This window comes from Variovorax sp. KBW07 (assembly GCF_003852515.1).
Classification (GTDB): Bacteria; Pseudomonadota; Gammaproteobacteria; order Burkholderiales; family Burkholderiaceae_C; genus Variovorax.
In genome coordinates this window covers 37,252-61,221 of sequence record NZ_QAJK01000044.1, presented here as the reverse complement: position 1 = coordinate 61,221, position 23,970 = coordinate 37,252, and the positions used below count along the sequence as shown (strand labels likewise).

The window sequence follows — 23,970 nt, the reverse complement described above, 5'->3', positions numbered from 1 at the left end:
CGAGGGACTTTCCCTTTTACCGCCAGCATCCGTCGCGAGACGCTGCGCCGCATAGTCGGCATTGGAGAAATCATGGACGGTTTGGACACCCCCACTGCGGGACCCAGCGACACAGCCCTGAGCGTCAGTCAGGGCGCAGAAGCGTTTTCCTCGCTTCTGGACGATGACCAGCCGGCGGGCGCCGGTGATGGCGTCGATACCCCAAAGGAACCTGCAGCCTCGACCACTGCTGACACTGCCGATACGTCGGTAGCCGATGCGGGCGGTGATGGCGGCGACGCCGAGCAGGGCAACCACGCGCAACCTGAAATGTTCACCGTCAAGATCGACGGCAAGGAAATTCAGGTTCCACGCGAGGAAGTCATTGCGGGCTACCAGCGCCAGCAGGACGCGACGAAGAAGACGATGGCCGCCGCCGAAACGCGGAAGGTGGCCGAGTCGGAAATCGCGCAGGCGCGTGCAGATCGTGAGCAGTACGCGCAGAAGCTCAACCGGTTCCAGGTTCAACTGGAGACGGCGCTGCAACAGCAGCAGGAAATCGACTGGCCGGCCCTGATCGAAAGCGACCCGCAGGAAGCATTGCGGCAGCAGCACCTCTTAGGACAGAGGCAAGCAGCGCTGCAGCAAACGCTCCAGCAGCAGCAACAGATCCAGCACCAGGCCGCAGCCGAACAGCACGAGCAGTTCGTCGAACACCTCAAGAGTCAGCGAGATCAAATCGTCGCCAAGATTCCGGAGTGGAAAGACGAGAGCAAGCGCACGGCTGAAACGGCGGCAATTCGTGACTACCTCGTGAAGAACGGGTACACGGCCGCCGAGATCGAAAACGTGGCGGACCACCGCGCCATCATGAACGTTCGCAAGGCGATGCTTTACGACCAGATCATGGGCAAGGCGGATGCCGCGGCCAAGCTGGTGACCAACACCCCTACCAAGGTGATGCGTTCCGGCAGTGGCGACACGGGATCGACTGACAAGCGCACGGCGGCATACCAGAACCTGGCCAGGACCGGCTCGGTGAAGGCTGGCGCCGCAGTTCTCGAATCTCTTCTTTAAGGAGGCGGCAAAAATGGCTGCACCAACCAATACCTACACGTCCACCGCTGCGGTGGGCAATCGCGAAGATCTGGCGGATGTGATCTACCGAATCTCGCCCACCGAAACCCCGCTGCTCAGCCTGGCCGAGCGCGTTACGGCCGAGGCCACGCTGCACGAGTGGCAGACCCAGGCCCTGGCCGCGCCGGCGGACAACGCTCAAGCCGAAGGCGACGACGCCACGGCCGACCCGGTGATTCCCACCGTGCGCCTGGGCAACCGCACGCAGATCGCGCGCAAGACCGCGCGCGTCTCCGGCACGCAGCAGGAGGTGAACACCGCCGGCCGCAAGAAGGAGCTGGCCTATCAGGTCTCGCTGAAGTCGCTGGAAATGAAGCGCGACATGGAACTCGGCCTGACGCAGAACAACGTCGCGAGCACGAGCCCGCGACGCAGCCGTGGCATGGTGGGTTGGATGGACGCGGCCAACGTCGATGCCGGCGCCGGCTACGTGGCCCCGAACTACATCACCAACGTGGCGCAGACCGATGGCACGGCCCGCGCGTTCACCGAAGCGATGCTGAAGAACGTGGCGCAGAAGATCTACACGTCTGGCGGCAACCCGAACACCCTGATGCTCGGCCCGACGCAGAAGCAGACCTTCTCCACGTTCCTGGGCAACAGCACCCGGTTCGACGAGGGCGAAGACAAGAAGGTCGTGGCGGCCACCGACATCTACGTGACCGACTTTGGCGCGTTGAAGGCCATCCCGAACCGCATCCAGCGCCCCCGCGATGCCTTCGTGATCGAGAACGACAAGGTGGCCGTGGCGTACCTGCGCCCGATGCAGAAGACGCCGCTGGCAAAAACCGGCGACTCGGAAGCCGTGATGATCCTGGCCGAGTACGCCCTGGAGAATCGCGCTCCCCTGGCACACGGCGGCATTCTCGACCTGCTCTGATCCAGCTGCAGGGTAGGTAGTCGAAAGGGCCCGAGGTTCACGCTTCGGGCCCTTTCCCGTTTTTCTCCCAACGTCGCGAGACGCCGGAGGTTTTTATGCAAACCATCGACACGCAGATCGTCTTTCGCGACGACGAAGCATTCATCAAGCGCACGCAGGACTGCACGCCTGTTGCCGAGCGCGCGAAGGAAATGCACCGCGCCGGTATGCACGGTTCGAGCGAAGTGAAGCTTGCAGCTTCGATCCCGAACATCCTGATCGAGAAGTACTGCCTCGAAAACAACATCACCTATCGTGAGTGGTGCGTGGATGAAGGCCATATCCGCCGCATGTTGGCCGATCCGGCGCTTGCGCACTTCCGCATCTGGCCTGGGCAGATCTGACCATGGCCATCACCAGCTTCACCGGCCTGAAAAGCGCCGTCGCCAACTGGATGAACCGGGGCGACCTCGATGCCGTCATTCCCGATTTCATCGCGCTGGCCGAATCGCGCATCGCCACGGATTTGCGCGTGCGCCGCCTGCTGACGACCGTGACGCTGAACACCGCCGCCAATGGCACGTTGCCGCTGCCCACGGGCTGGCTCGCGTTCGAGTCGCTGCGCCTGAATGGCCGTCCGGTCGATTTCATGACCTCCGAGCAGCTGGCGGCGCAGTTCACAGACGGGGCGGGCCGGCCGTCGTACTACACCGTCGAAGCCGATCAACTCGTCTTCGGGCCCGCGCCGGATGGCGTGTATCCGGTCGTTGCCCGCTACTACAAGCAACTCGAACCGCTGGCCACCACGAACGAGAACTGGCTTCTCACCAGCAAGCCGAACGTGTACCTCTACGCCGCGCTCGCGGAAGGTGCCCTGTACGTCAAGAAGCCCGACGAAGCGGCCTCCTGGGCCGGCCTGTACGGCGGTGTTGTCGAAGCGATGCATACCGACGACGAGACGGCGAAGCACAGCGGCTCCACGTTGACGGTGCGCCACCGATGAATCCGATCCTTGGCTTCGCGCCTGATGCAGATCCGACCACGGCGGGGGTGCTGACCGACTGCAGCAATGTGATTCCCTTCGAAGCGGGGTTCATGGCCGCGCCGTCGCCGGTTGCGGTGGCAGTGGCCGCCCTGGCCGGGCCCTGCCGCGGCTCTGCGGTGGTTGAGCGGCTCGATGGCACGCGCCGCATCATTGCCGGCACGCAGGGCAAGCTGTACGAGCTCGCGGGCAGCAGCTGGACCGACCGCAGCAAGGCGGGCAGCTACACCGGCTCGACGGAATCGCGCTGGAGCTTCTGCCAGTTCGGCGATACCACCATCGCGTCGAACCTGGCGGACCCGATGCAGCTTTCGACGACGGGCGTGTTTTCGGACGTGCCCACGGCGCCGCGCGCGAAGATCGTGATCAGCGCGTCCAACAATTTCGTTCTCGCGTTTCACACCAGTGACCCGACGTTCGGCGTTGCGCCGGATCGCTGGTGGAACTGCGCGCAGAGCAATCAGAACGACTGGGTGCCCAGCGTGGCCACCGGCGCGACCACAGGCCGCCTGGTGGCGAGTGAGGGTGCCATTCAGGCGGGGCTGGCCCTGGGTGACTACGTGGTGGCCTACAAGTCGCGCGGCGTCTTCCTGGGCTCGTTCGTCGGCGCCTCGAATGGGTCGTGGCAGTGGACTCACATTCTCGGCAGTGAGTGCGGCGCGGTCGGCCCTGAGGCTGTCTGCGATGTCGGCGGCCTTCACTTCATCGTGGGCGAAGACAACTTCTGGATGTTCGATGGCACGCGACCGGTGCCGCTGGCCGATGGGGTGAATCGGGATTGGTTCCGGCGCAATTCGAGCCAGACCTTTCGCTACCGCACGCGCTGCACGTTCGACCGGCAGCGAAACATCGTGTGGATCGCGTACCCGTCTGTGACTTCGACCGGCGCCTGTGATCGCACCTTGGCCTACCACCTCGGAACGAAGAAATGGGGCAAGGCCGACCGGGTGCTGCAGGCGGCGCTGAACTTCATTGCGCCCGGGGTCACGATTGACGGGCTCGACGCCTATGCGCCGACCATCGACACGCTCCCGGCCATCCCGTTCGACTCGCAGTATTGGCTCGCTGGCGGCCGGCTCTACGCCTACTTCGATGCCTCGAATCAGCTGGTGTCCAACACCGGCGTAGCGGGCGCCTCCAGCTTCACGACGGGCGACTTCGGGGACGACGACATGGTGACCATGATCGACCGCTTCCGCACGCGCTTCACGAAGTCGCCCGCGACCGCGATGGCCACCGGGCTGATCAAGATGAACGAGGGGGATGACCTGGTGCCGGGGTCCACCAGCCGGCTGAACGATGGCAAGTTTGACCTTCGCCAGTCGGCCCGATTCCACCGCGTGCGGGTCGATATGACCGGCGACGCGCAGATGACAGCCTACGACGCGAAGGCTATCCCGGTGGGCCAGCGATGACGATGAAGCTCGACAAAGAGCCACGCCTGGCCGGGGTCAGCGCTTCGGTCCTCGACTGGGCGCGCAAGGTCGCGATGATCGTGAATGGCCTCGTCGATGCGCTGGCCACCGTGGCGGGGTACTTCGTCAATGGCGTTTTGCCTCTCGCCAATGGGGGCACCGGCAGCAGCACCGCAGCGGGCGCACGCGGCGCGCTCGCGCTGGGCATGCTGGATTTTCGGAATCTGCTGATCAACGGCCGGTTCGCGGTCAACCAGTTGGCGCTGTCCGGCACGGTGGTGCTCGCCGCCGGCGCGTATGGGCATGACGGCTGGAAGGCGGGCCCGGCGGGTTGCTCCTACAGCTTTGCCAAGGTGGGCAACCTCACCACGATCACGATCATCTCCGGCACGCTGCGGCAGGTGGTGCACGGGATCAAGCTCGACGGCGGCGACTACGTGCTCAGCTGGACCGGCACCGCGCAGGGGCGGATCGCCGCAGGCACATACGGCGCCAACCTTGTGACCGCAACGAGCGTCACAGCAGCTGTGAATCTCATCGTCGAATTCAATGCCGGCACGCTCACGAACGTGCAGTTCGAAGAGGGCACGACCCCAAGCATCGTTGAGAAAGTGCACCCCCTGGAAGAGCTGATCCGCTGCCAGTGGTACTACCGCACCAGCTACATCGGATACCCCCCGGGCTCTACGGGCGTGGGCGGCGTCCTTGGCCGAAAGACCACGCTTGCGGCCTCCACGTCGGCCTATGCGCAGTTCGAAATCGACTTCGATCCGCCGATGTGGACGACGCCGACCTTCAGCTTCTACAACCCCGCGACGGGCACCGCCGGCGAGATGCGCAACGAGACGATTGGCGTGAACTACGGGATTACGACCGTTGGATCGTCGGCCTTCAGTGCGAACGGGGTGGTGGTGCAGGCAGCGGTGGCGCCGCCGGCAAGCCAAACCATCTCGCTGCACTTCGTGGCAGACGCGAGGCTGTGATGTACATCGAACACGAAGCCTACATCGAGCTCGACACGCGCTGGATTCCGCGCAACGAGGACAACCCCGACTACCAGCGGTATCTCGAATGGTGCGCCATTCCGGGCAACGTGCCGCAGCAGGCTGCGGGGCCAACGTTCGAGCAGCGCGAAGCTGCGTTGCTGGCGGCCGTTGATGAGCACCTGAATGCCGCGGCGCGTGCGAAGCGCTACGACAGCATTGGCGCGGCTGCGCTGCGCGCCGGCTACCCCGGCCCTTTCCATGCGGAGGGCCTGGCCTTCGCAACTTGGATGGATGCGGTCTATGCCCAGTGCTACCAAGTGCTCGCCCAGGTGCAGGGCGGACAGATCCAAGAACCCACCGCCGAGCAACTTATTGCGATGTTGCCGGTGCTGACTCTCGCCGCAAGGTAAAGGAGCCCGAAATGGCAGTAGACACAAGCAATCTCGGCATGGGGGGCAACCCCTTTCTCGGCCAGAACAATCCGTACCTGCAGAAGAACATCGACGCTGCATCGGCCGATCTGGTCAAGAACTACAACCTCGGCGCCGTGCCTGCAACAAACGCGGGCCTGGTGCGCAGCGGCTCGTTCGGCAATTCGGGCCTGCAGGAAATGCAGGCGCGCGATGCCGACATGCTGCAGAAGAACCTGGGCAACCTGTCCAACACTGCGCGGTTCAACGACTACACCCAGCAACAGGGCATGTACCAGTGGCAGAAAGGGTTCGATCAGAACGCGCAGCAGTGGGGCGACCAGTTCAACCGATCGCTCTACAACGATGCGTTCGGACAGAACCAGCAGACGCTGCAGACCGGCATTGGCTTGCTCGGCATGCTGGGCGGCCTCAATCAGCAGGACATCGCGAACACGACGAAGTACCAGAACACGCCGCTGGACTACCTCACGCAGTTCTCGAACCTGGCGGGCGCGGCCGGCCGTGGCGGCCAGACCTCCACCACCACCACGCCGGGCGGCGGCTCCAGCCCGATCACGTCGGCCATCGGCGGCGCGCAGCTGGGCAATGCGTTCGGCAAGTGGTGGAACAACAGCGGCAACTACGGCACCAGCGGCAACAACTACAACGGTTCGAGCGGCAATGTCTCCGCGCCGAACTACGAGAACGGTTCGGACAGAGGGATCACCTACTGATGGAAGCCCAAGACCTGAACATCGCCCACCACTTCGGCGGCGGGGTGTACGCCAAGGAGACGCACGTCAAGGCGGGGCAGGTGCTGGTGCAGCACAAGCACGAGCATGCGCACCTATCGGTGCTGGCCTGCGGCACGGTCGAGGTGCTGGTGGGCGGCGCCCGCTCCATCGTTGCCGGGCCCGCGTGCCTGACCATAGAGGCGGGCAAGCACCACGGCATCCGCGCGCTCACCGACGTGGTTTGGTACTGCATCCACTCCACCGACTGCACCGACCCGCAGGAAGTGGATGAAGTGCTGATCGCCGATGGCACCGATGCCGGCGAGATGCAGGCCATCGCCAGGGGGCTTGCCTGATGAGCCACATCAAACTCCTTTGGCGCGGCCTGAATGTGCAGCCGATGCGCGCGGCGCTCGCGCAGCACCCCGAACTGTGGGACCAGCAGACCGGGCGCACCGCGGCGGAGGATTCGCCGCATCACGGACTGTCCGACATCTGGGCCCGCTACGCCGATCCGCAGACGATGCGCGAGGACGGATCGCACGACTCCATCTGGTATCCGCCGGCTGACGTGCTGCCCGTGCGCGACATCGTGTTTCCGCTCATGGCCGGCGTGCGCGGCGAGCGCCTGGGCGGCGTGCTGATCACGCGCATCAAGCCTGGCCAGATCTGCAAACCGCACACCGATCCCGGATGGCACGCGCGGCACTACGACAAGTACGCCGTTCAGATCGCAGCAGCGCCCGAGCAGGCTTTCCACTTCGAAGGCGAAAAGCTCGTGACGGTGCCGGGCGACATCTACTGGTTCGACAACTCGTTCACGCACTGGGTCACGAACGAGAGCGACACCGACCGAATCACCATGATCGTCTGCATCAAGACGGAGAGGAAGTAACCATGCCACTCTTTTTCAATCGACTGAGCGCGCAGCGCCTGCGCATGCCCTGGGGCGTGGTGGGCGCCATCGGCGGCGCTGTGGTGAACAACGTCATGGCCGATGGCAAGGGCGGAGGCGGTGGTGGCCAGCAGCAGACCTCCAGCGCGGAGCCCTGGGCGCCCGCGGCACCGTGGATGAATTTCAACATCGCACGCGGCATGGATCTGCAGTATCAGCACCAAATGCAGCCCTTCAGCCCGCAGCAGCAGGCGGCCTACGACAACAGCTATGCGGCGAACGACTACATGCGCCGCCTGGTGCCGAACCTGCTCGGGCAGATGGGCAGCCAGCAGGTCGGCTTCGACAAGAAGAACCCAGACGCGCGGCCCGAAGCCTGGAACTGGTCGGGCCTGCTTTCCGACAAGGCACCGGATCTCGGTCAGAAGTCCGTGCTCAACGCGAAGCCGCCGCCGGGCGCGGCCGGGCAGGGAGGCGGAACCGGCGACGGTGGCGACTTCATGCAGCAGGGCGGGGTCGTCAGCGGAATGAACATGGGCGGCTTGAACATGGGTGCGCTCAACGGTGACCCGCGCGCGCTACTGGAGGGGCGCTCCGGTGGCACGCTGCTTGGCAACGGCGGCTACGGAACGTTCAAGTACGGCATGCAGCCGCAGCCGGGCACCCAGCAATACCGCGACATGTCGGCCTACTTCGCCAACGGCGGCGCAGATCCGAACAACTACTACGGCAAGGGCGGCGACTACCGCGACCCGAGCATGAGCCCCTATGCCCACTTGATGGGCGGCGGCCAGACGAACGGCGGTGTGGGTATCGGCGACACCGGTGCAAACGCAGCTGCTGCAGCGTCCGGCAACGGCGCTTGGTAAGGAGGCAACATGGCCGGACTACTCGACTTTCTCGACACCGACGAGGCCAAGCTCGGCCTGCAGATGCTGGCGGCCGGCGGCTACTCGCCCACGCGCATGAGCACAGGCCAGCGCATCGCGGGCGCCATGCAGAACTTTCAGGGCATGCGCGATGCCGACATGCGCCGGCAGCTGCTGAAATCGCAGATGCAGGAAAACGAGGTGCAGAACGAAGTGCGCCGCGCATCCATCGCGCGAGCTGCACAGCAGCAGGCGTTCGACCAGCAGTTCCTGGGCGGCGGTGGCTTGCTGGGTGCCCTGGAGGCCCCGCGCAGCAGCGCACCGGGCGCCGGGGCGACGATGGCCAGCAGCGGCGGCGGAGTGACGGGCGAGGCACCTGCCAGCGTGCCGGGTGCGCCACCGTCGCAGCCCGTGGGCGTGGGCCAGCAGCAGGGCGGCCAGCAGTCGGGCCCGATGACCGCGCGCGACATCGCCCAGCGCTTCAATGTGCCTTACGAGGCGGTGGTGGCCGACTACCGGTTCAACGGCGGCAAGAAGATCGCCGAGCTCATCAACGAGCGCACGAAACCCAACTGGGTGAACGTCAATGGCAACCTGGTGAACACGGCGGCGCCCGGATTTGCCGGCGGCGTGCAGGGCGGCGTGTCGGCGGGCAATGATGGCCGGGTCACTCAGTGGATGCCGAACGGGCGCGGTGGCCTGGTGGTGGGCGCTCCCGAAGGTGCAATCGACACGTACCGCGCATATCAGGACGTGGGCAACCGCTCGCAAGCGTCGTTCACGCCCGGCCGTCCGACCATCCTCCCCGGTGGCCGCATGGGCGGCCAGTCGCAGCTGTCCGAAATTGAGGGGCCGCGCACGCCGTTTGCGCGCCTGCCGGCGCCGCAGGCCGGCGTGACCGGAAACTTTCAGGGTGACCCCGCGGCCGTGGCGGCTGCCATTGCCGCCATCGGCGACCCGCAGGAACGGGCCAATGCGCAGGCGGCCTTCGAACAGCAAATGCGGGCGCCTGGTGGCACGCGCGAGGTGTCCGGTGGTGGCCTGGAGTTCTCGCCGCAGGAGAAGGCGGGGCAGGACGCCGACCGCGCGCGCCAGGTCAAGACCGCCGAGGCAGACGTGGGGCGGGACACTGCGCGCCTGGCCGACATCAAGACGGCGAATCGATTCCTTTCGACTGCCAAGCAGGTGCGGGACGTGTTCAACGATGGCCCGACCGACAGCGGCATCGGCTCGCTGATCGACAGCGGCGCGGCGTTCATCGGCGTGTCTCCCAAGGGGGCGCAGGCTGCGGCCCGGCTCAAAGCCCTGGGCGGCTGGCTCGTCAGCAACGTCCCGCGCATGGAAGGCCCGCAGTCGAATTTCGACGTGGCGAACTATCAGGTGATGGCGGCCGACGTGGCCAACGACAAGTTGCCGCTGGATCGACGCAAAGCTGCGCTCGACAGCATCGTGCAGATGCTCGAAGGCGTTGCGAACCCGGGTGCGGCACCGGCTCCGCGCACGGCCGCCGCCGGCACTGCCGAACAGCCGGTGTCGCGCCTGAAGACGGCGCCGAGCGAAGCCGACATCCGCAACACCGCGCTGAAGTACGGCATGACCGTCGAGCAGGTGAAACAACGTCTGGGGGTGCGCTGATGCGAGATTTATTTGAGGAAGCCGGCATTGCGCCGCGGGATGCACCTGCAGCTGCGCCAACAGGCCCGCGCGACCTGTTCGCAGAGGCAGGGCTCGACATCAAGCCGAAGAGCGAACGAGCCGACCGGGCAGCGATGCTGGGGGCGACCTGGCGCGGCAAGGCGTCGATGATCCCGCTCGTGGGCCCGGCCTTGACCGCCTTCGACCTCTTCAAGCCCGACACGCAGGCGATGGGAAAGGGTGCGGTTTCGGGGCTCGCCGAGGTGGGAAACACGGTGATCAATCACAGCATCGAGCAGGCAAAGCGCGAAGGCCGCGAACCCTTCGCCGATCTGACGAGGTTCGATCCGACGAAGCCGCTGCAGTTTCCGCTCGGCGGCGCTGGTGGAAAACTCTCGAGCCTCGTCACTGGGCCCGTGGTCAGCCCGGCCGAGCGGGCGAACAATGAGCGCCTGAAGTCCATCGAGGACTTCAACCGCGAGAACGACAGCGGCTGGTTCAACGCTGGCCGCGTGGGCGCCAACATCGCAGCGACCCTGCCGGTGGGCGGCGTCATCGCAGCGCCAGTGCGCGCTGCTGCTCCATTCCTGGGCCCGCTCGCCGACGCAATCGCTACCGGCGGTTTCCGCACGGGGCTCGCGCCCACGTCCTGGCTCGGACGTGCTGGCAATGTGGCGCTGCGCGGCACCGGCGGCGCGGTGACTGGTGGCGCCTCTGCGGGGCTCGTGAAGCCGGAAGATGCCGGAGCCGGCGCAGTCGTCGGCGGGCTGCTGCCACCTAGCCTACAGTTTGCCCATAAAGTTTTCGACCTCGCGGCGTCGGGTGTGCGGCGCTTGGTTGCTCCGCAACTCTCCAAAGAAGCGCGCGCGATCCTTGATGTTGGCGGTTACACGCCTGCAGAAGTGCCAGCAGTGCGCGCAGCGCTGCAGCAGCAGGGGCCGCGCATCGTCGGCGAGGCGCCCACGGTGTCGCAGATCCTGCAGAACCCAGAAATCTCGCAGCTCGAACGCACGCTGCGCAATTCGCCTGGTGGTGCTCCGGCGCTCATCGCTCGCGATCAGGCGCAGAACGAGGCCCGGCTTGGGGTCCTGCACGACATCGCGCCAGTGGCAACCGATCTGCCCGCCGCCCGCACGAACTTCGGCAACACCATCGCACCGCTCGCCACGGACGCGCGAAACGCCGCATCGAAGCGCGTGCGTGAAGCTTTCGACGCGGTTGACCCGTTCAACGACACGCAGTTCTTTCTACCCCTCCCGGAGATGGCTGCGGCGAAAGGCAAGTTCCTCGGGCCGGGAACGTTCGGCACCGGCAGCAAGGCGCAGGCCGCCATCGACACAGCTACGGACGTGGGCACCGAAGTTCTGCCGGCCGTCACAGCTGCGAAGGCTCCCGGCGTCCGCCGGCAGGGCCAGACCATCACCGACGCCATCAAGTCGCTGGGCGGCATCAAGCAGGATTCGCCAGGTGCGCAGGCTCTGGCCGGCGAGATCCACGACCTCAAGCAAGCCGGCGGCGGCATGCGCGCCATCATCCAGAACGGGCGCGGCCAGTCGCCGGACACGCTGGCGCAGGCCATGCATGCGCAGGGCTACATCCCCGACGATGATCCTGCGACGCTTCTCCGAGTGCTGGGTGAGCATGCGCGCGGCAACAAGGTCTATTCGGCCGGCGCCGACCGCAGCAACACCTTCCGCGCCGGCATGGAGGCTTCGCAGGGCGATGCGCCGGGCGCGGAGGTGATCCGCAAGACCGTGCCGTTTCAGACCGTGCAGAACCTGCGCAGTTCGGTCGGGGAGGCGGCCGAGCAGGCGCGCATGCGTGGCGCGAACAAGGAAGCGGCGGCCCTCGATCAGATGAAGGCCGAGATCGACAAGCGGGTTGACCTGGTGGCCATCGGCCAGGGTGACGCGGCCGAGAACTTTCCGGCCGACATCGTGGCGCAGTGGCGCAAGGCCATCGACCTTCACGCCGAAAAGCAGAACCGCTTCGCGCGCGGCCCGCAAGCCAGCATGTTCCGCAAGGGCGGCGACGGAAACTATGTGATCGAGGGCGGCGAGTTGGCTCCGAAGTTCTTTTCGCCGCGCATGTCGCAGGCCGAGGACATCGAGGCCCTGAAGCGCCTGGATCTTGGCGACGGCGTGACCGACTCGCTCAAGAGCTACGCGACCACCGACGCATCGCGCATCGTCACGGGCGACGGCACGCTGCGAAGCAAGGCATTCAACGATTGGCTCGATTCGCACGGCGGCGCCATTCGTGGGCTCTTCGATGAAGGGGAGCGCGCGCGCCTGACAGGCGTAGGCGTCGATCTGAAGCGGGCTTCTGACGCGCGCGACCTGGGCCGCGCGACGGGCTCCAACACTTCGCAGAACGTGCAGAACGCCCTGGGCGCGGGCATGCTCGATAGCCGGGCGGTGAACATCCTGGCCAGCCGGACGCCGATTGTCGGCAGGTTCACTGGCCCCATGGTTGACGCACTGCGCGAGTCGGCAAAGCGCGGGAAGGCGGCCCGCATTGGCGGCCTGTTGTCGGACCCGGCTGAACTGGATGCAGCCATCGCGGCCTATGAGCGCGAGCTCGCGGCGCGGCAGCCTGCCTTGAGCGGGTCTACCGGTCTTGGTCCTCTTCTTTACCGCGCCGCGCCTGTGTTATTGAGCGGCCGGTGATCAGCCGATAGAAGAAGCTCACAAAACCCACGAGCACACACAGTCCGATCGCTTTCCAGATCAGGTATTGGGTGTATGGGCTAAAGCCTTCCATCGGCGCATTTTAAGACCCCCTGTTTTCCATTCCCTCAAACCCGCTTCGGCGGGTTTTCTCGTTTCTGGAGGCCATATGGCAGTCATCACCGACATCAACGCGCTCTCGACGAATCAGGCGCTGAACGGCCCAGACGGGTCGGTCGATCCACCTTCCACGCTCGACGACCAGCTGCGCTATCACGGCGCCTTCATTGCGCAGCTGCGCGACGGCGGCGGCATCCCGGTTGGCATGTGCGTGCCCTTCATCGGCGGAACAAGCGCCCCCGGATGGATCAAGGGCAATGGCGCGCTGCTGCCTCGCGCCTCCTACCCGGCGCTGTTCGCCTATGCGTCTGCGCAGGGTCTGGTGTCGGAGGCCGACTGGACGGCCACGAGCTCCGGGCGGTTCTCGGTCGGCGATGGCCTGACGACATTCCGCATTCCCGACACGCGCGGCGTGTTCGTGCGGGGGCTCGACGAGTCGCGCGGCCTGGACGCTGCCCGCGTCGTCGGCACCTATCAGGATCAGGCCAACGCGCCACACATTCACGCAGTCACCGACCCTACGCACAACCACAACGACCCCGGGCACGTTCATAGCGGGGCCACCTCTACTGTTGCCGACCACACGCACGGCTATTCGGGTTGGGCGAACTCGGGGGCCGGCGCCACTGCTGGCGGCTTCATCGTCTACGCGCCGACCGGAACTGTCACGGCCCCCGGAGGCAGCCATTCACACAGTGTCAGCGCATTTCTGAACGTGACCGGGTTGCTGCCCGCGGCGTCAGGAATCTCGATCCAGTCGCAAGGCACGGAGGGCCACCCCCGAAACCTCGCATACCCGATGTTCATCAAGTTCTGAGGCCGGCCATGTACGTCTTTCACTACGACCCCGCGACCCTGGCCTATGTCGGGAACAGCCCTGTTGATTTCTGCCAGGTGCGGCCCGGCATGGTGATCGTGCCCGCATGGGCAACGAAGGTGCCGCCGCCCAGCGGCTGGGACAGCCGAACGGAGCTTCCGCACTACGTGCCGGAAAAGGACGCCTGGGAGGTCCGGCAGCTGCCACCGCCGCCACCGCCGGAGCCTGAGCCCGAAGCGGTGCAGGTGCCGGAACCTGACGCGCCGCCGGTGACACAGGAGCTACTCGAACGCTCCCTGCGTGCCCACCTTGAAGCCGCACAAAACCTGATGGAGCAACTGAAGAAGGGGATTGCATGAAGCAGGAAATCAAAGACATCGCTACCGAACTCGTGGTGCGCACCGCGCCCGCTGGAGGTATCGCCTGGTACTCGGACATCAGCTGGACCGGCTTTCTGACCGGTGTGCTGGTGGTGCTGCAGATCATGTACCTCGTGCGCAAGTGGTGGCGTGAGGAATCCGAATGGGGCCAGCGCATCAAGGAATGGGCGGAGCGCAAGGGCCTGACCAAGCCGGGAGGTTTGTCGTGAGCCGCGCGCAGCTGGCGGTCAAAGTGGCAGCGCCGCTGGTGCTGGGTGGTGCTGCGCTGCTGGGCGCCATGCACCGCTGGGAAGATCAGCGCCTGGTCGTCTATGCCGACAAGCTCGCCGGCGGCCTGCCGACCTACTGCAGCGGGCGCACGCAACCGCCGCGGCCGGTGGGCGAGCGGCTGACGCAGGCCCAGTGCGACGCCATCGACCAGCAGACCGCCACCGAATACGGCCGCGCGGTGCTGGCCTGCATCCCGGCCGATAAGTTCGACCAGAACAGCTTCGACGCCTTCACGCTCTTCGCTGTGAACGTCGGCAAGCAGGGCGCGTGCGAGTCGCGAGCCGCGCGGCTGCTGCGCACCGGTGACCGCGAGGCCGCGTGCCGGGCGCTCGCGCGCGGGCCGGATGGGCGGCCGGTGTGGAGTTTCGCAGGTGGCGTGTTCGTGCGCGGCTTGCAGAAACGGCGCCAGTACGAGGCGAACTGGTGCCTGACGCTGGCGGAGGTGGGGTGATGCTGCCCGACTTTCGCACCCCGATGCTCTGGGCCCTGTGCCTCGGCTTGGCCGCTGCACTGCTGACGGCAGGTGTCGAGCGCACACGCGGCGCCAGTGCGCGCGCCGATGCGGCCAAGGCCCGGCAGGAGCTGGCTGAGTACCGCGGCACTGTGGCCGAGTCCGGCCGCTTGGCCGAGCGCGCGCAGCGCACCCAAGAACAGACCTGGCGCGCTCGCGTCGATGGAGTGATTCAAGATGGCCAACAACAAATTGCGGCTGCCCGCGCTGATGCTGATCGGGCTGGGGCTCGTGAGCGCCGGGTGCTCGCGCAGCTCACTGCCTTCCGCGCCGCCGTCCGTGCAGCCAGCGCAGAGGCCGGCGCTGCCGGTGGAAGCCCGCCAGCCGAAGCCGCCCTCGATCTGCTCGCCAACCTGCTCGGCGGGAGTGGATCGGCTCTTGTCGAGCTGGGAAAGTTCGCTGACGGTGCCCACGCCGCCGGCACCATCTGCCAGCGGCACGCCGACGCAACCGAACATTGAACACAGGAAGAACTGATGGGACTGCTTCAAGCGCTTGCAGATGATGACTTTCAGCGCAGCACCGTTCGCGGGCTGGCCGACGTGGGGAACCGCGGTGTGTTCGCCGGGCTGCTCGGCGCCCCGGTCGATGCATCGGCGGGTGTAGTGAATGCGGGCATCATGACCGGTGGCCTGCTCGGTGAGCGGCTTGGGCTGTGGCCGGCGAGCGAATTGCCCACGCCCATCGAGCGGCCGGTGGGCGGCTCGGAGTGGATCGGTCAAAAATTGCAGGATGGCGGATGGGTGACCCCGAATCGGAACCACCTGGCCGAAGGGCTGGCCACCTTCACCGCGCCGTTCGCAGGGAACCGGCTCGCGCAGGCGCTTCCGATCCTTGAAGCCGAGCCGTTCCTTCGGTTGCTGAATCCTGGTGCGGTCGGCTCGCCGAAGATGGTGCGCGGCGGGCCCATGAAACCCGAAGGCAAAGCGCGACTGCAGGCGGATCTGGAGGCCGAGCAGGGCAGCGGCCGCTATCCCCTGGGCGATGTGACCGAAGGGCAGGGCAAGGGGCTCGATAGGCTGTTTGGGAGTGAGGCGGCGTCGCGCGACGTGTTCATGACCGATGAGGCTCTGCGGCACCTGATCGAGCGCCGCTTGGCTGGCCAGGGCTTCACACCGGCCGAGGTGGCGAAGTATGCAGAGCAGGCAATGGCATCGCGTGCGCGGCCAGACCTGAACGTGTCGAAGGGCGCGCAGAACCCGTCGCTGTTGAACTCTGGGATGCGCGACCCGGTGACAGGCCGGCCCTACGATGCGCGCGTCCCGCTCAAGCAGGTAGACGACGGCTACGAACTGCGCAGCGTGATCCCCGAAGGCATCAGAGGCAGAAACAACAAAGCCCCGGAGCGTTGAGGCAACGGGGCTTTGATGGGTCTTCCAGGAGGGGGTGGGACCGATTGCCACCTCTCGTACTTGGCGGCCTTTCGACCGTCATTGACTCTGCACAACCTGGCGAACACTACCTGTCTGGGACACGGTAGGTGGATTTTATTCGATCAGTGCGTCGGTCGCAAACCGCCCGGTGATAAGACGCGAGCAAGGTCATGACGTCGCATGCGGCCACGAGCAGCCGAAAGTGATCCGCAGCATCGGTGCGGATCACGTCAGGGCAGGCAAGGCAGATGCGGGGACGGGTCGTCATTGCGCATTCGTAGCTGCGGGTCTAGAAGAGGTCGAACTGCCCGGTGTCCGGCTTCGGCTTGGGGGCCTTGGGCACGCGCGGGGGCTTCTCCTTCTTTGGGCGCGGTGCCAACGGTGCTGGGTATGCGTCCAGCTGTCCCATCCACTGCCTGAAAAACTTCGGCGCCGCGTGCACAGGGCACGACAGCCACTCGTCGTATTCCTCGGGGTCAAGGATCACCACCATGCGCTTCTCGTCGCTCGGCTTGTGGAACCGCGACATCATCGGATGGCCTTCGGCGTTCACCGTAAGCATGGAGAAACTGAAGACCTCGCGCCCATCAGGGCCGATCCACTTTTCCCAGATGCCCGCGATTCCCATCGGCACCTCGCCCGGCTGCTGGATGCGCCAGCGCACAGGCGTGCTCTCTTCCGTCTCGTAGTAGGGTTCATAGATGCCCTCGGCCGGAATTACGCACCGCTGGCCCATCCGCCACGCGCTGCGGTAGCTCGGCTTGCTATGGACGGTCTCGGAGCGCGCGTTGTATTTGCTCTTGCCGTAGACAAGCTCCTTCGCGAAGCCTGGCACCAGCCCGAAGGCGCCCTCGTCAACTCGGCGGTGCCCACTACCATCCTCGGCCAGCCGGATGAACGGCGCCATGTTGAGCGGGAAGGCGATGAGCGGCTTCTCGTCGCCCTCGCGCACCACGCCGAAGAACGACAGCAGACGGTCAGCGCGGGTGACGGTCTCGTAGTTGCTGCACATGGCGAAGGATCGGGCAGGGCTTCAAAAATAGCCCGGGCTGTTGCCCGCGGCCGTGGCCGGGTCGTAGGGCACTCGGCGCATGGGGCGGCGGTTGATCACCTCCGCGATGCGCTCCGCTTCGGCCGAGTGCTCGAATTCCATTGCTTGCCGGCGGGATTCAGCGGGCGACGGTCTGGGCAAGTCGTCGGGCTCGAAGCCGCTGTTCGAAATTGCCACAGGGCGGCACCACCAGGTCTGCGGATAGTTGTCGGAACGGATGTTCTTCATGCCCCGACCACGCGGCACGACCTCAATGCCGCTGATGAGGATGCCGCCGTCGATCTGGCGAAGATGGGCACGGTCCAGTACCGGAATGATGTAAGTCTCTCGGTCGCCGCGCAGCAGCATGGCCGCCCAGACACCGCGCCCCGGCTTGGGCCCTGGAACCCGCTCGATGTAGACCAGATCACCGACCGCGCGCGTGTGTCTCACTGCCTCTGCCGAGGGCAGTTTGCCGCCTTCGAATCGGGTGCGGAATACCTCGTACAGAATCAGGTTTGACACTGTATGAATATACAGTACTATTTGACCCATGGACACTATGCCCGCCACCCTCTGGATCGCCGCCTGCGCGCACCGATTACAGCAGCAGTGGCACACCATCGATCCCTTGGAGCTGGAGGACCTCGCGCGCGATCTACGGCGCGACGAACGCCTGAGAGCGATGCCACCCGATGAGGCGGCGGTGGACTGGTTATTGCCGATAACAGCTCCAGGAAACGTCCCCTTCTCCTGACCGGCTTCAGTTTGCATCTATCCACTCCCCGAAAACGGACAGGACCCCTGTATCTAATTTCAGTGCTGTAGCAGGGAGAACCATTAGTAATCTACTGTTTTATTTTGTTACTCTGGAACCCTTCTATGTCTAAATTCCTGAGGACCCTGCTTTTTATTTCCGCCTTTTCACCAGTTTTGCTGAGCTTGGCGGCGGTTCGATACCTACAGTTCGGTTGGCATACTGAAATCTGGCAGCTTGTAGTGGTAGGTTTTGCCGGAATTGCTATTCCCTATCTAGTAGTCAGAGAGATTGCAGTAAGGGCAGAAGTAATTGGCTTTAGCGCAAAAAAGATCGAACCAAACGATCACATGCTTCTTACCTTTTTGGTTAGTTATATTTCTCCATTTATTGCTCGAATGAGTGGGCTGGATTTTGATAGCATTTTGATTGGCATCATTTTGCTGGCGATTGTTCTTTGGTTTATTCCCAGCATTCCTGCTCATCCTGTGCTTCGTTTGTTTTCGGTATATTTTTATAAAGTCGAATCTGATGCTGGGGTGGTTTACACCGTGATATCGAAGCAAGAGCTTCATGCGGTGTCGCAACTAACGCAAGTCCATCAAATTTCCTCAACAATGCTGATGAAGGCCGGTTAATGTTTACGCTTTTTGCTCTACTGAAAGATCATGATCCTCGGATTATGAGGTTTGCTTTGGATCTTAATGTTCAGCAAGAATTGACTCTTTATCTCGGACTTCAAGAAATTGAGTTTCGAAGGGGGAAGTCGGAAATAGAATTTGACGGGCAATACAAGCCTGACGCGGATGAAGTTCTTTTTATCCCACGATTTGATGACGCCTATGGTGTACGTCGTGCGGTTCAAAATCCGCTCGCGATACCAATAATTGATCCAACGCCAGAGGTGTTTGGGAAAATATCAGCTTTATTTGTTGGTCGAAGCAGAGGGGGAGTCACCACCGTATTGCTTCAAAATTTTGACAAGCGAAAAGTAATGTCCACGGATGGATTTTCACTTTTCCATTCAAGAAATGTGTTTAAAAAGATTGACGGCATTGGGTTAACAGTAGATTGGAAGCTTTCCGCGATTTTGGATGAGCAGAAGCTTAGCTTTTTAAGCTTTCATAATACCCGGCAATTTTTTGATCTTACTAGCCATTACATCGAAGCAACAAACGAAGACATCCAGGCTTTTGCTAAAATCCCTGGGGTACATGTTTCCGATATCGATCAATTAATTTCGCTGTCTGATGGGTGGATTCGTCGGAAGTTTTCAATGGTGCAGCAAAGTAGGGTTTTGGAAAAGGTCACCGCTACCGATATGTCTGCTGCTGCGAAAGAGTTTCGCATTCCTTTGAATTTTCAGGCAGACGGCACAGGCGCACAGGTGCTACATCTTCCTTTGGATAAAAAAGAACTCAAGGATTTGCTCCGATTTCTTGATGAGGACTTCTATAGATCTTCTCTCCTGAAAAATCACTATGTGACAAATTCGAAGCGTGAAATTAATAGAATTTGACGGGAATTCGAGCAATTGATTGATGTGCCGCGTAGATTTGTGAACGATAGGTTTCTGCAAGGTCGTGCTTAAAGTCGAAGTCAAGTTGCTCGGTTGGCGCGAGTCCGTCGCCCAGTTGTGCAGGCTCGACAAGCTATCTCGATTGGCTTCAGAGCTCGTCCTCTTTTTCTACTTGGCGTCTGCCTTCGTCAATAACTTCTTTGGGCGCTGACAAATACACGACCTGCTTCGGCATCAGGGTAAATGGTTCGCCGTCTACGTCGATGAAGGTCACCGTCTTCATGCCTCCTAGCTCAAGCTCCCAGAACAGCGTATACATGTCCCTCGGATCTTCGCTCGGCGATTCCTTTAGTGGTTCTTTGCCGACAAGCGCTATCAGAAACTCGTAGCTGTCGTCGATTCGGGAGTCTGGGATACCTGGTGTGAAGTCCCATAAATACCGCACCCCTTGAATGTGTTCTGTATTTATCACGATGCTTCTGCCATCAATGGTGTCAAACCAAAAGAAGCAGTCCGCGAAGTCGTCATCCCCGAGTAGCGTTTTGAGCCTCTTAGTTTCTGCCTCCCTCACCTCGCAGATCAGATCATCTTGGCCGGCTAGTAGCAGCCGTATTGAAAAGGTTTGGGACATGTTCGTATGTTGGTGTCGGCAAGTTGATACTTAGCCGCCCATCCTAACCAGCGAAGCGCGGGATGTCGTGCCAGCAAATAGATGGGTTGAAAGCACCGCGCGGATTCACTCATTTTTCACACGCGGCGCCCCAGGAAATCCGAAACCCGCATGGATAAAGGCTGTGCGGGCGATTGCCAGGGGGTTCAAATCCCCCCAGCTCCACCATCAAAAACAACCGCCGCCAATGAAAGACCATTGGCGGCGGGACTCTCAAACCGTCCCTTATTGGCGTTCGATTCGCACGTGTTTCGCACGCAAGGGGCCGTTCGCCGGCGCCAACAGGCGAAAACAGCCGGGCGGTGCCCGGCGTCTGGTCGACGGCATGTGAGCCTATGGCCAAGCCTTGCTCCACCCAGCGCCCGTGGTGCCTGGTAACGACTTCGGTCGTCTTGTGGCCGAGCAGCTTGGCAATGTAGGCCGGTCTCTATGACGAGAACACGGGCAAGGCTTGGGCGCATTGGCAACCGAATTCTGAAGACACTCGCGCTGGACGCCCCATAAGTTGCGGGGACACCTAACACAGCGGGTCGGCATGGAGCTGCGACCAGGGGTCAAGTTGCAGTGATGCACACCTTGATCCGCTCGTAGCTGAGGGCGGTGCAAAGCTCACTGGAGCGCGCAAGCCGAGTCGGCACGCGGTGTGTTGGCGACGATGTGATTCTTCACTGTGACGACGGGCGCGATATAGAGATCGGCCCGGCGCAAGACCAGGTAGTCGGCAATCCGTGTGTACGCCGCCCGGCTGATCGAGTAGCCGTCACCCTCGTCACCGAGAGAGTGAAAGACCGCAACCGTCCAGGTGCCCTTTGTGATGCCGTTGTCGATGGCTTTCTTGGCCCGGTTGAACGCGGTTTCGTCGTCCCCGTCGATCGCAATGCCGCTGATGCTGAAGCGGCGCCTGGCGATCATCTCGGGTCGGTTTTCTCCGGACCCCAGAGTGCGCGCCCCCGAGACCATGGGGGACAAAAGCCGCTCGTATTCGCATGCGCCGGCCTGCTTGCGTTCGTCAATCTCCTGCGATCCCACCGTGCCGTTGCCCTGGGGGTAGGCGAAGGTGTGATCAACGGGCACGTTGCCATAGACGTGTTGCAACAGCCACGCCTCCATGTTGCCGACGTCGTCCGCAATGTCGTGCTTTGTTTTCGTTGCCAGGACCCGGTCGTCCCAGTGCGAGAAAGAGTGATTTCCCACCTCGTGTCCGCGCCGGTGGACCTTGGCCCACTTTTTTGCATGGGCCGCGACACGCGCCATGCCCATGCCTACAACGGTGAGGTAAAAGGTGCCCTTTATCCCTCGGGCGTCCAGGATGTCCGCTTGAAGGAGTTGGGAGTTCCATCCGTCATCGGAAGTCAGGCTGACAGCGCTCTTCTTGTTCTCCGGCCATTGGAACGCCGTGGCTGAGGAGCAGAAGAGCAGAATGGCCAGTGCGGCATAAGAATTCTTGAGAGCGTTCATTTCCTGGGCCTGCAACACATAAGTTGCCTTCCTCACGCGAGGTCGAAAGGCGAGCAAATGTAACGTGACAGGGTTTGGGAATGTGAACTTTTTATTTCAATGCGGGGCGTCACCTCCATGTCATCAGTGGCCGCTAGCACGCTCCGCGTGTTCTCTGCCACTTTGCGACGCGTTGGAATGCGCTGGCCGGCGGTACGCCGCAGGCCATTTCAGGTAGGCCGGTGCCATGGCCACATCACCTGTCTACAGGCTGGGGATGTGCTTAGGGTGCTTGCTGCTGCAGAAATGGCCGCAGAACCGTATTCGCTACGAACACTGAAGCAGCCGGGGTGAGATGTCCGTAATCCATCACCGTCAGGTTGATTGGGTCAGGAGTGTCGATGGTCGATCTGCAGCCGTCAGCACTGCACATTGCATCCATGATCGATACATAGCGCACAGGTGAGGATCGGTACTTCGTCTTCATGGCCTGGTCAGAGGCGACAACGGTCGCCATAAGCCCTTCTGCGACGTAGTCGCGTGGTGGCCCCTTGTAGTTCGCGATGATCACTGGGAGTGCGGGGTACCACTGGGGAACTGGCCCCATGACAAGCAGCTCCCCCCCGTTCTCAGCAACAAAGTGGGTCAGTGCCAGCCAATCGGCTTTTTCGTGCTCTTCGCGCTGAGCAGCGATCACCTTCTTTGGCCGGTGCTCCTCAATGAACTTGCGGGCCAGCGCGGTGCTCTTGGCGCAGGCCAGCTTGGCGGGCCCGCCGTTACTCGCATCATCGAGGCTTGTCGGTCTGCAACCGCTCGTTGTGATCTGTGCAAGCCGTGCTGAGGGCGGCAGCACTTGTCTGATACCCCACGACAGTGCTTGAGCATGCGAATCTCCCCACAGCAACACAAGATCCGGCCCTCCCTTGGGATCCGTGCACGCAGGTGCGAGAGCTGCCTTTCCACCAGCTGAGTCCTCTGCGTAGAAATCGCATTCGAAGGGGTAGAACGCACCGAGGCCACGCTTGAAGTCGTCATAGCGTTTGATATATGCCATGGCGGCATCGCCATTGATCTGTCGAGCGGGAAACCCGGAGAGCAAATACACCGTTGCCGCCATAGCAGCAACGAGGCAGCCCGCGCTCGCCAGCGTGCCAGTCGCGAGCCGCCCGGAGAACCGTATCGGACGCTCGACCAGCATGTAGGTCAGCCAGGCGAGGGCGATAGACGAGGCGACTATCGCAACCCTCCAGGCTGGCGGCAGTGGCTGGAGGCTGTTGGCAATTAGAGCCATCGACAGGATCGGCCAATGCCAGAGGTACAAGGGGTAGCTGATCTTCCCGATCCACACCGCAACCGGGTTTGAAAGCACGCGTGCATTGACCCACGCGGCTGGGCCCGCGGAAATCAGAAGCGCGGTCCCAGCGACCGGCAGCAGCGCCCACCAGCCGGGAAAGGCCTTCGAACGGTCGATCAAGATCAGCGCGGCCAGCAGCAACGCCGCACCAATCCCCGCCCTCGCTGAACTGGCTGTCGCGAGATCGTTGGGCCGTCGAATGGTCCACCAGGCGAGTCCGGCGCCGACCAACAGCTCCCAGAAGCGTGTAAGCGGAGAGTAGAACGCTGCGTCCGAAAAGGTGTACGCAACCAGCACATTCGCAACAAATGAAGCTGCTGCGAGCCCTGCTATCAGTCTTCCCGGCGCCCATCGTCGACGCCAGGCAATGCCCAAAAGCAAGGGCCAAACGATGTAGAACTGTTCTTCGATTGCGAGTGACCAGAGGTGCAGGAGAGGCTTGGTTTCGGCGCTCGCGTCAAAGTAACCCGCCTCACGCCAAAGCAGAAAATTGGATACAAACCCTGCACCACCGAGCGCATGGCGCCCAAGGTTCTGATAGTCGCGCCACCCCAGGATGAACCAACCGCCGATCATGGCGGCCAGCAGTACCACGGCCAGGGCGGGCCCGATGCGACGCAAACGGCGGCCGTAGAAGTCTCGATAGCTGAAGGTGCCGTCCGCAGTGCCTTTCAGGATGATCGTGCTGATCAAAAAACCCGATATCACGAAGAACACGTCAACACCCACAAAGCCGCCTGGGAGCAACTGGGGAAAGGCGTGAAATACGACTACCGCGAGCACTGCTACGGCTCTCAAGCCATCGATGTCTGGCCGATACTTGGTGGCGGAAATGAGGACGGCTCCCGAATTCGATGCTCGAAATATGTCAGCAACGCTGTGTACGTGCCACTGACAAAGCTTCTAGGCTTGCTCGCAGTGGTGGCCTTGCCGGCCTGACTGCACTTTCTGCCTTCACGAGGCAGGCAGATAAGTTGTTTTGTTGCGCAAAGAGGGAGTGTAAATCGGCCAGCAGCATGGCAAGGTACCGCTCGGTTTCCGGGCGAAAGACAGCTGGGCCGGCGAGGTCCCGGGGGCTGAGTGACCTGCAGCGCGCCTA

The 23,970-nt window shown here is 63.0% G+C and carries 27 protein-coding genes; 22 read left to right on the top strand and 5 right to left on the bottom strand.

Features of this window, described 5'->3' with window-relative positions; genetic code table 11:
- The first annotated feature begins 72 nt into the window (after window positions 1-72).
- From DBV14_RS09560 to DBV14_RS09470, 19 genes are all read left to right on the top strand, one after another.
- Window positions 73-1,056 carry a hypothetical protein gene (locus tag DBV14_RS09560; RefSeq protein ID WP_124458950.1) on the top strand — a complete coding sequence of 328 codons (984 nt, stop codon included), beginning with the start codon at window positions 73-75 and terminating at the stop codon, window positions 1,054-1,056.
- Between the two features lie 13 nt (window positions 1,057-1,069).
- On the top strand, window positions 1,070-1,996 hold the full coding sequence (locus tag DBV14_RS09555; protein ID WP_124458949.1) for a DUF5309 domain-containing protein: 927 nt from the start codon (window positions 1,070-1,072) through the stop codon (window positions 1,994-1,996).
- 95 nt (window positions 1,997-2,091) lie between these two features.
- Window positions 2,092-2,379 (top strand): hypothetical protein, encoded by a 288-nt coding sequence (locus tag DBV14_RS09550; protein ID WP_124458948.1) that lies wholly within the window; start codon window positions 2,092-2,094, stop codon window positions 2,377-2,379.
- A gap of 2 nt (window positions 2,380-2,381) precedes the next feature.
- The gene (locus DBV14_RS09545; RefSeq protein ID WP_124458947.1) at window positions 2,382-2,978 is read left to right on the top strand and encodes a hypothetical protein; all 597 of its coding nucleotides are present in this window, start codon (window positions 2,382-2,384) and stop codon (window positions 2,976-2,978) included.
- Window positions 2,975-4,432, top strand: a complete 1,458-nt coding sequence (locus DBV14_RS09540; RefSeq protein ID WP_124458946.1) for a hypothetical protein — start codon at window positions 2,975-2,977, stop codon at window positions 4,430-4,432. Before DBV14_RS09545 ends, DBV14_RS09540 begins: the two co-directional genes overlap by 4 nt.
- Entirely contained in the window at window positions 4,429-5,415 is a 987-nt protein-coding gene (locus DBV14_RS09535; RefSeq protein WP_124458945.1) for a hypothetical protein, read from the top strand. Before DBV14_RS09540 ends, DBV14_RS09535 begins: the two co-directional genes overlap by 4 nt.
- Complete coding sequence (locus DBV14_RS09530; RefSeq protein WP_124458944.1) at window positions 5,415-5,828, top strand: hypothetical protein; 414 nt, start codon at window positions 5,415-5,417, stop codon at window positions 5,826-5,828. Before DBV14_RS09535 ends, DBV14_RS09530 begins: the two co-directional genes overlap by 1 nt.
- Window positions 5,829-5,839: 11 nt before the next feature.
- Complete coding sequence (locus DBV14_RS09525; RefSeq protein ID WP_124458943.1) at window positions 5,840-6,565, top strand: hypothetical protein; 726 nt, start codon at window positions 5,840-5,842, stop codon at window positions 6,563-6,565.
- A complete protein-coding gene (locus DBV14_RS09520) occupies window positions 6,565-6,921 on the top strand; it encodes a hypothetical protein (protein WP_124458942.1) in 357 nt (118 codons plus the stop codon). The genes DBV14_RS09525 and DBV14_RS09520 overlap by 1 nt, the downstream gene beginning before the upstream one ends.
- Complete coding sequence (locus tag DBV14_RS09515) at window positions 6,921-7,460, top strand: aspartyl/asparaginyl beta-hydroxylase domain-containing protein (protein WP_124458941.1); 540 nt, start codon at window positions 6,921-6,923, stop codon at window positions 7,458-7,460. The genes DBV14_RS09520 and DBV14_RS09515 overlap by 1 nt, the downstream gene beginning before the upstream one ends.
- A gap of 2 nt (window positions 7,461-7,462) precedes the next feature.
- Window positions 7,463-8,329 (top strand): hypothetical protein, encoded by an 867-nt coding sequence (locus DBV14_RS09510; RefSeq protein WP_124458940.1) that lies wholly within the window; start codon window positions 7,463-7,465, stop codon window positions 8,327-8,329.
- A gap of 9 nt (window positions 8,330-8,338) precedes the next feature.
- Window positions 8,339-9,964 carry a hypothetical protein gene (locus DBV14_RS09505; protein WP_124458939.1) on the top strand — a complete coding sequence of 542 codons (1,626 nt, stop codon included), beginning with the start codon at window positions 8,339-8,341 and terminating at the stop codon, window positions 9,962-9,964.
- On the top strand, window positions 9,964-12,633 hold the full coding sequence (locus DBV14_RS09500) for a hypothetical protein (protein WP_124458938.1): 2,670 nt from the start codon (window positions 9,964-9,966) through the stop codon (window positions 12,631-12,633). Before DBV14_RS09505 ends, DBV14_RS09500 begins: the two co-directional genes overlap by 1 nt.
- A gap of 169 nt (window positions 12,634-12,802) precedes the next feature.
- Window positions 12,803-13,570, top strand: a complete 768-nt coding sequence (locus tag DBV14_RS09495) for a tail fiber protein (protein WP_124458937.1) — start codon at window positions 12,803-12,805, stop codon at window positions 13,568-13,570.
- An 8-nt stretch (window positions 13,571-13,578) separates the two neighbouring features.
- Window positions 13,579-13,929, top strand: a complete 351-nt coding sequence (locus tag DBV14_RS09490; RefSeq protein ID WP_124458936.1) for a hypothetical protein — start codon at window positions 13,579-13,581, stop codon at window positions 13,927-13,929.
- The gene (locus tag DBV14_RS09485; RefSeq protein WP_124458935.1) at window positions 13,926-14,159 is read left to right on the top strand and encodes a hypothetical protein; all 234 of its coding nucleotides are present in this window, start codon (window positions 13,926-13,928) and stop codon (window positions 14,157-14,159) included. Before DBV14_RS09490 ends, DBV14_RS09485 begins: the two co-directional genes overlap by 4 nt.
- Window positions 14,156-14,671 carry a lysozyme gene (locus tag DBV14_RS09480; protein WP_185545980.1) on the top strand — a complete coding sequence of 172 codons (516 nt, stop codon included), beginning with the start codon at window positions 14,156-14,158 and terminating at the stop codon, window positions 14,669-14,671. The genes DBV14_RS09485 and DBV14_RS09480 overlap by 4 nt, the downstream gene beginning before the upstream one ends.
- Window positions 14,671-15,192, top strand: coding sequence for a DUF2514 family protein (locus DBV14_RS09475; RefSeq protein ID WP_124458933.1), 522 nt, complete (start codon window positions 14,671-14,673; stop codon window positions 15,190-15,192). The genes DBV14_RS09480 and DBV14_RS09475 overlap by 1 nt, the downstream gene beginning before the upstream one ends.
- A gap of 15 nt (window positions 15,193-15,207) precedes the next feature.
- On the top strand, window positions 15,208-16,083 hold the full coding sequence (locus tag DBV14_RS09470) for a hypothetical protein (protein WP_124458932.1): 876 nt from the start codon (window positions 15,208-15,210) through the stop codon (window positions 16,081-16,083).
- A 310-nt stretch (window positions 16,084-16,393) separates the two neighbouring features.
- Here DBV14_RS09470 and DBV14_RS09465 read toward each other — a convergent pair whose 3' ends face one another.
- Window positions 16,394-17,116, bottom strand: a complete 723-nt coding sequence (locus DBV14_RS09465; RefSeq protein ID WP_124458931.1) for an SOS response-associated peptidase — start codon at window positions 17,114-17,116, stop codon at window positions 16,394-16,396.
- Window positions 17,117-17,137: 21 nt separating this feature from the next.
- Window positions 17,138-17,659, bottom strand: a complete 522-nt coding sequence (locus DBV14_RS09460; RefSeq protein WP_124458930.1) for a hypothetical protein — start codon at window positions 17,657-17,659, stop codon at window positions 17,138-17,140.
- A 37-nt stretch (window positions 17,660-17,696) separates the two neighbouring features.
- Here DBV14_RS09460 and DBV14_RS09455 point away from each other — a divergent pair, with 37 nt between their 5' ends.
- From DBV14_RS09455 to DBV14_RS09445, 3 genes are all read left to right on the top strand, one after another.
- On the top strand, window positions 17,697-17,891 hold the full coding sequence (locus DBV14_RS09455) for a hypothetical protein (protein WP_260396887.1): 195 nt from the start codon (window positions 17,697-17,699) through the stop codon (window positions 17,889-17,891).
- A gap of 125 nt (window positions 17,892-18,016) precedes the next feature.
- Window positions 18,017-18,529 (top strand): hypothetical protein, encoded by a 513-nt coding sequence (locus DBV14_RS09450; protein WP_124458928.1) that lies wholly within the window; start codon window positions 18,017-18,019, stop codon window positions 18,527-18,529.
- Window positions 18,529-19,410, top strand: coding sequence for a Kiwa anti-phage protein KwaB-like domain-containing protein (locus DBV14_RS09445; protein ID WP_124458927.1), 882 nt, complete (start codon window positions 18,529-18,531; stop codon window positions 19,408-19,410). The genes DBV14_RS09450 and DBV14_RS09445 overlap by 1 nt, the downstream gene beginning before the upstream one ends.
- Window positions 19,411-19,558: 148 nt before the next feature.
- Here DBV14_RS09445 and DBV14_RS09440 read toward each other — a convergent pair whose 3' ends face one another.
- The 3 genes from DBV14_RS09440 to DBV14_RS09430 all read right to left on the bottom strand — a co-directional run bounded on the left by DBV14_RS09440 (window position 19,559) and on the right by DBV14_RS09430 (window position 23,669).
- Entirely contained in the window at window positions 19,559-20,041 is a 483-nt protein-coding gene (locus DBV14_RS09440; protein WP_124458926.1) for a hypothetical protein, read from the bottom strand.
- Between the two features lie 648 nt (window positions 20,042-20,689).
- The gene (locus DBV14_RS09435; RefSeq protein WP_124458925.1) at window positions 20,690-21,538 is read right to left on the bottom strand and encodes a polysaccharide deacetylase family protein; all 849 of its coding nucleotides are present in this window, start codon (window positions 21,536-21,538) and stop codon (window positions 20,690-20,692) included.
- Between the two features lie 262 nt (window positions 21,539-21,800).
- Window positions 21,801-23,669 (bottom strand): acyltransferase family protein, encoded by a 1,869-nt coding sequence (locus DBV14_RS09430; RefSeq protein WP_369008190.1) that lies wholly within the window; start codon window positions 23,667-23,669, stop codon window positions 21,801-21,803.
- Between the last annotated feature and the right edge of the window lie 301 nt (window positions 23,670-23,970).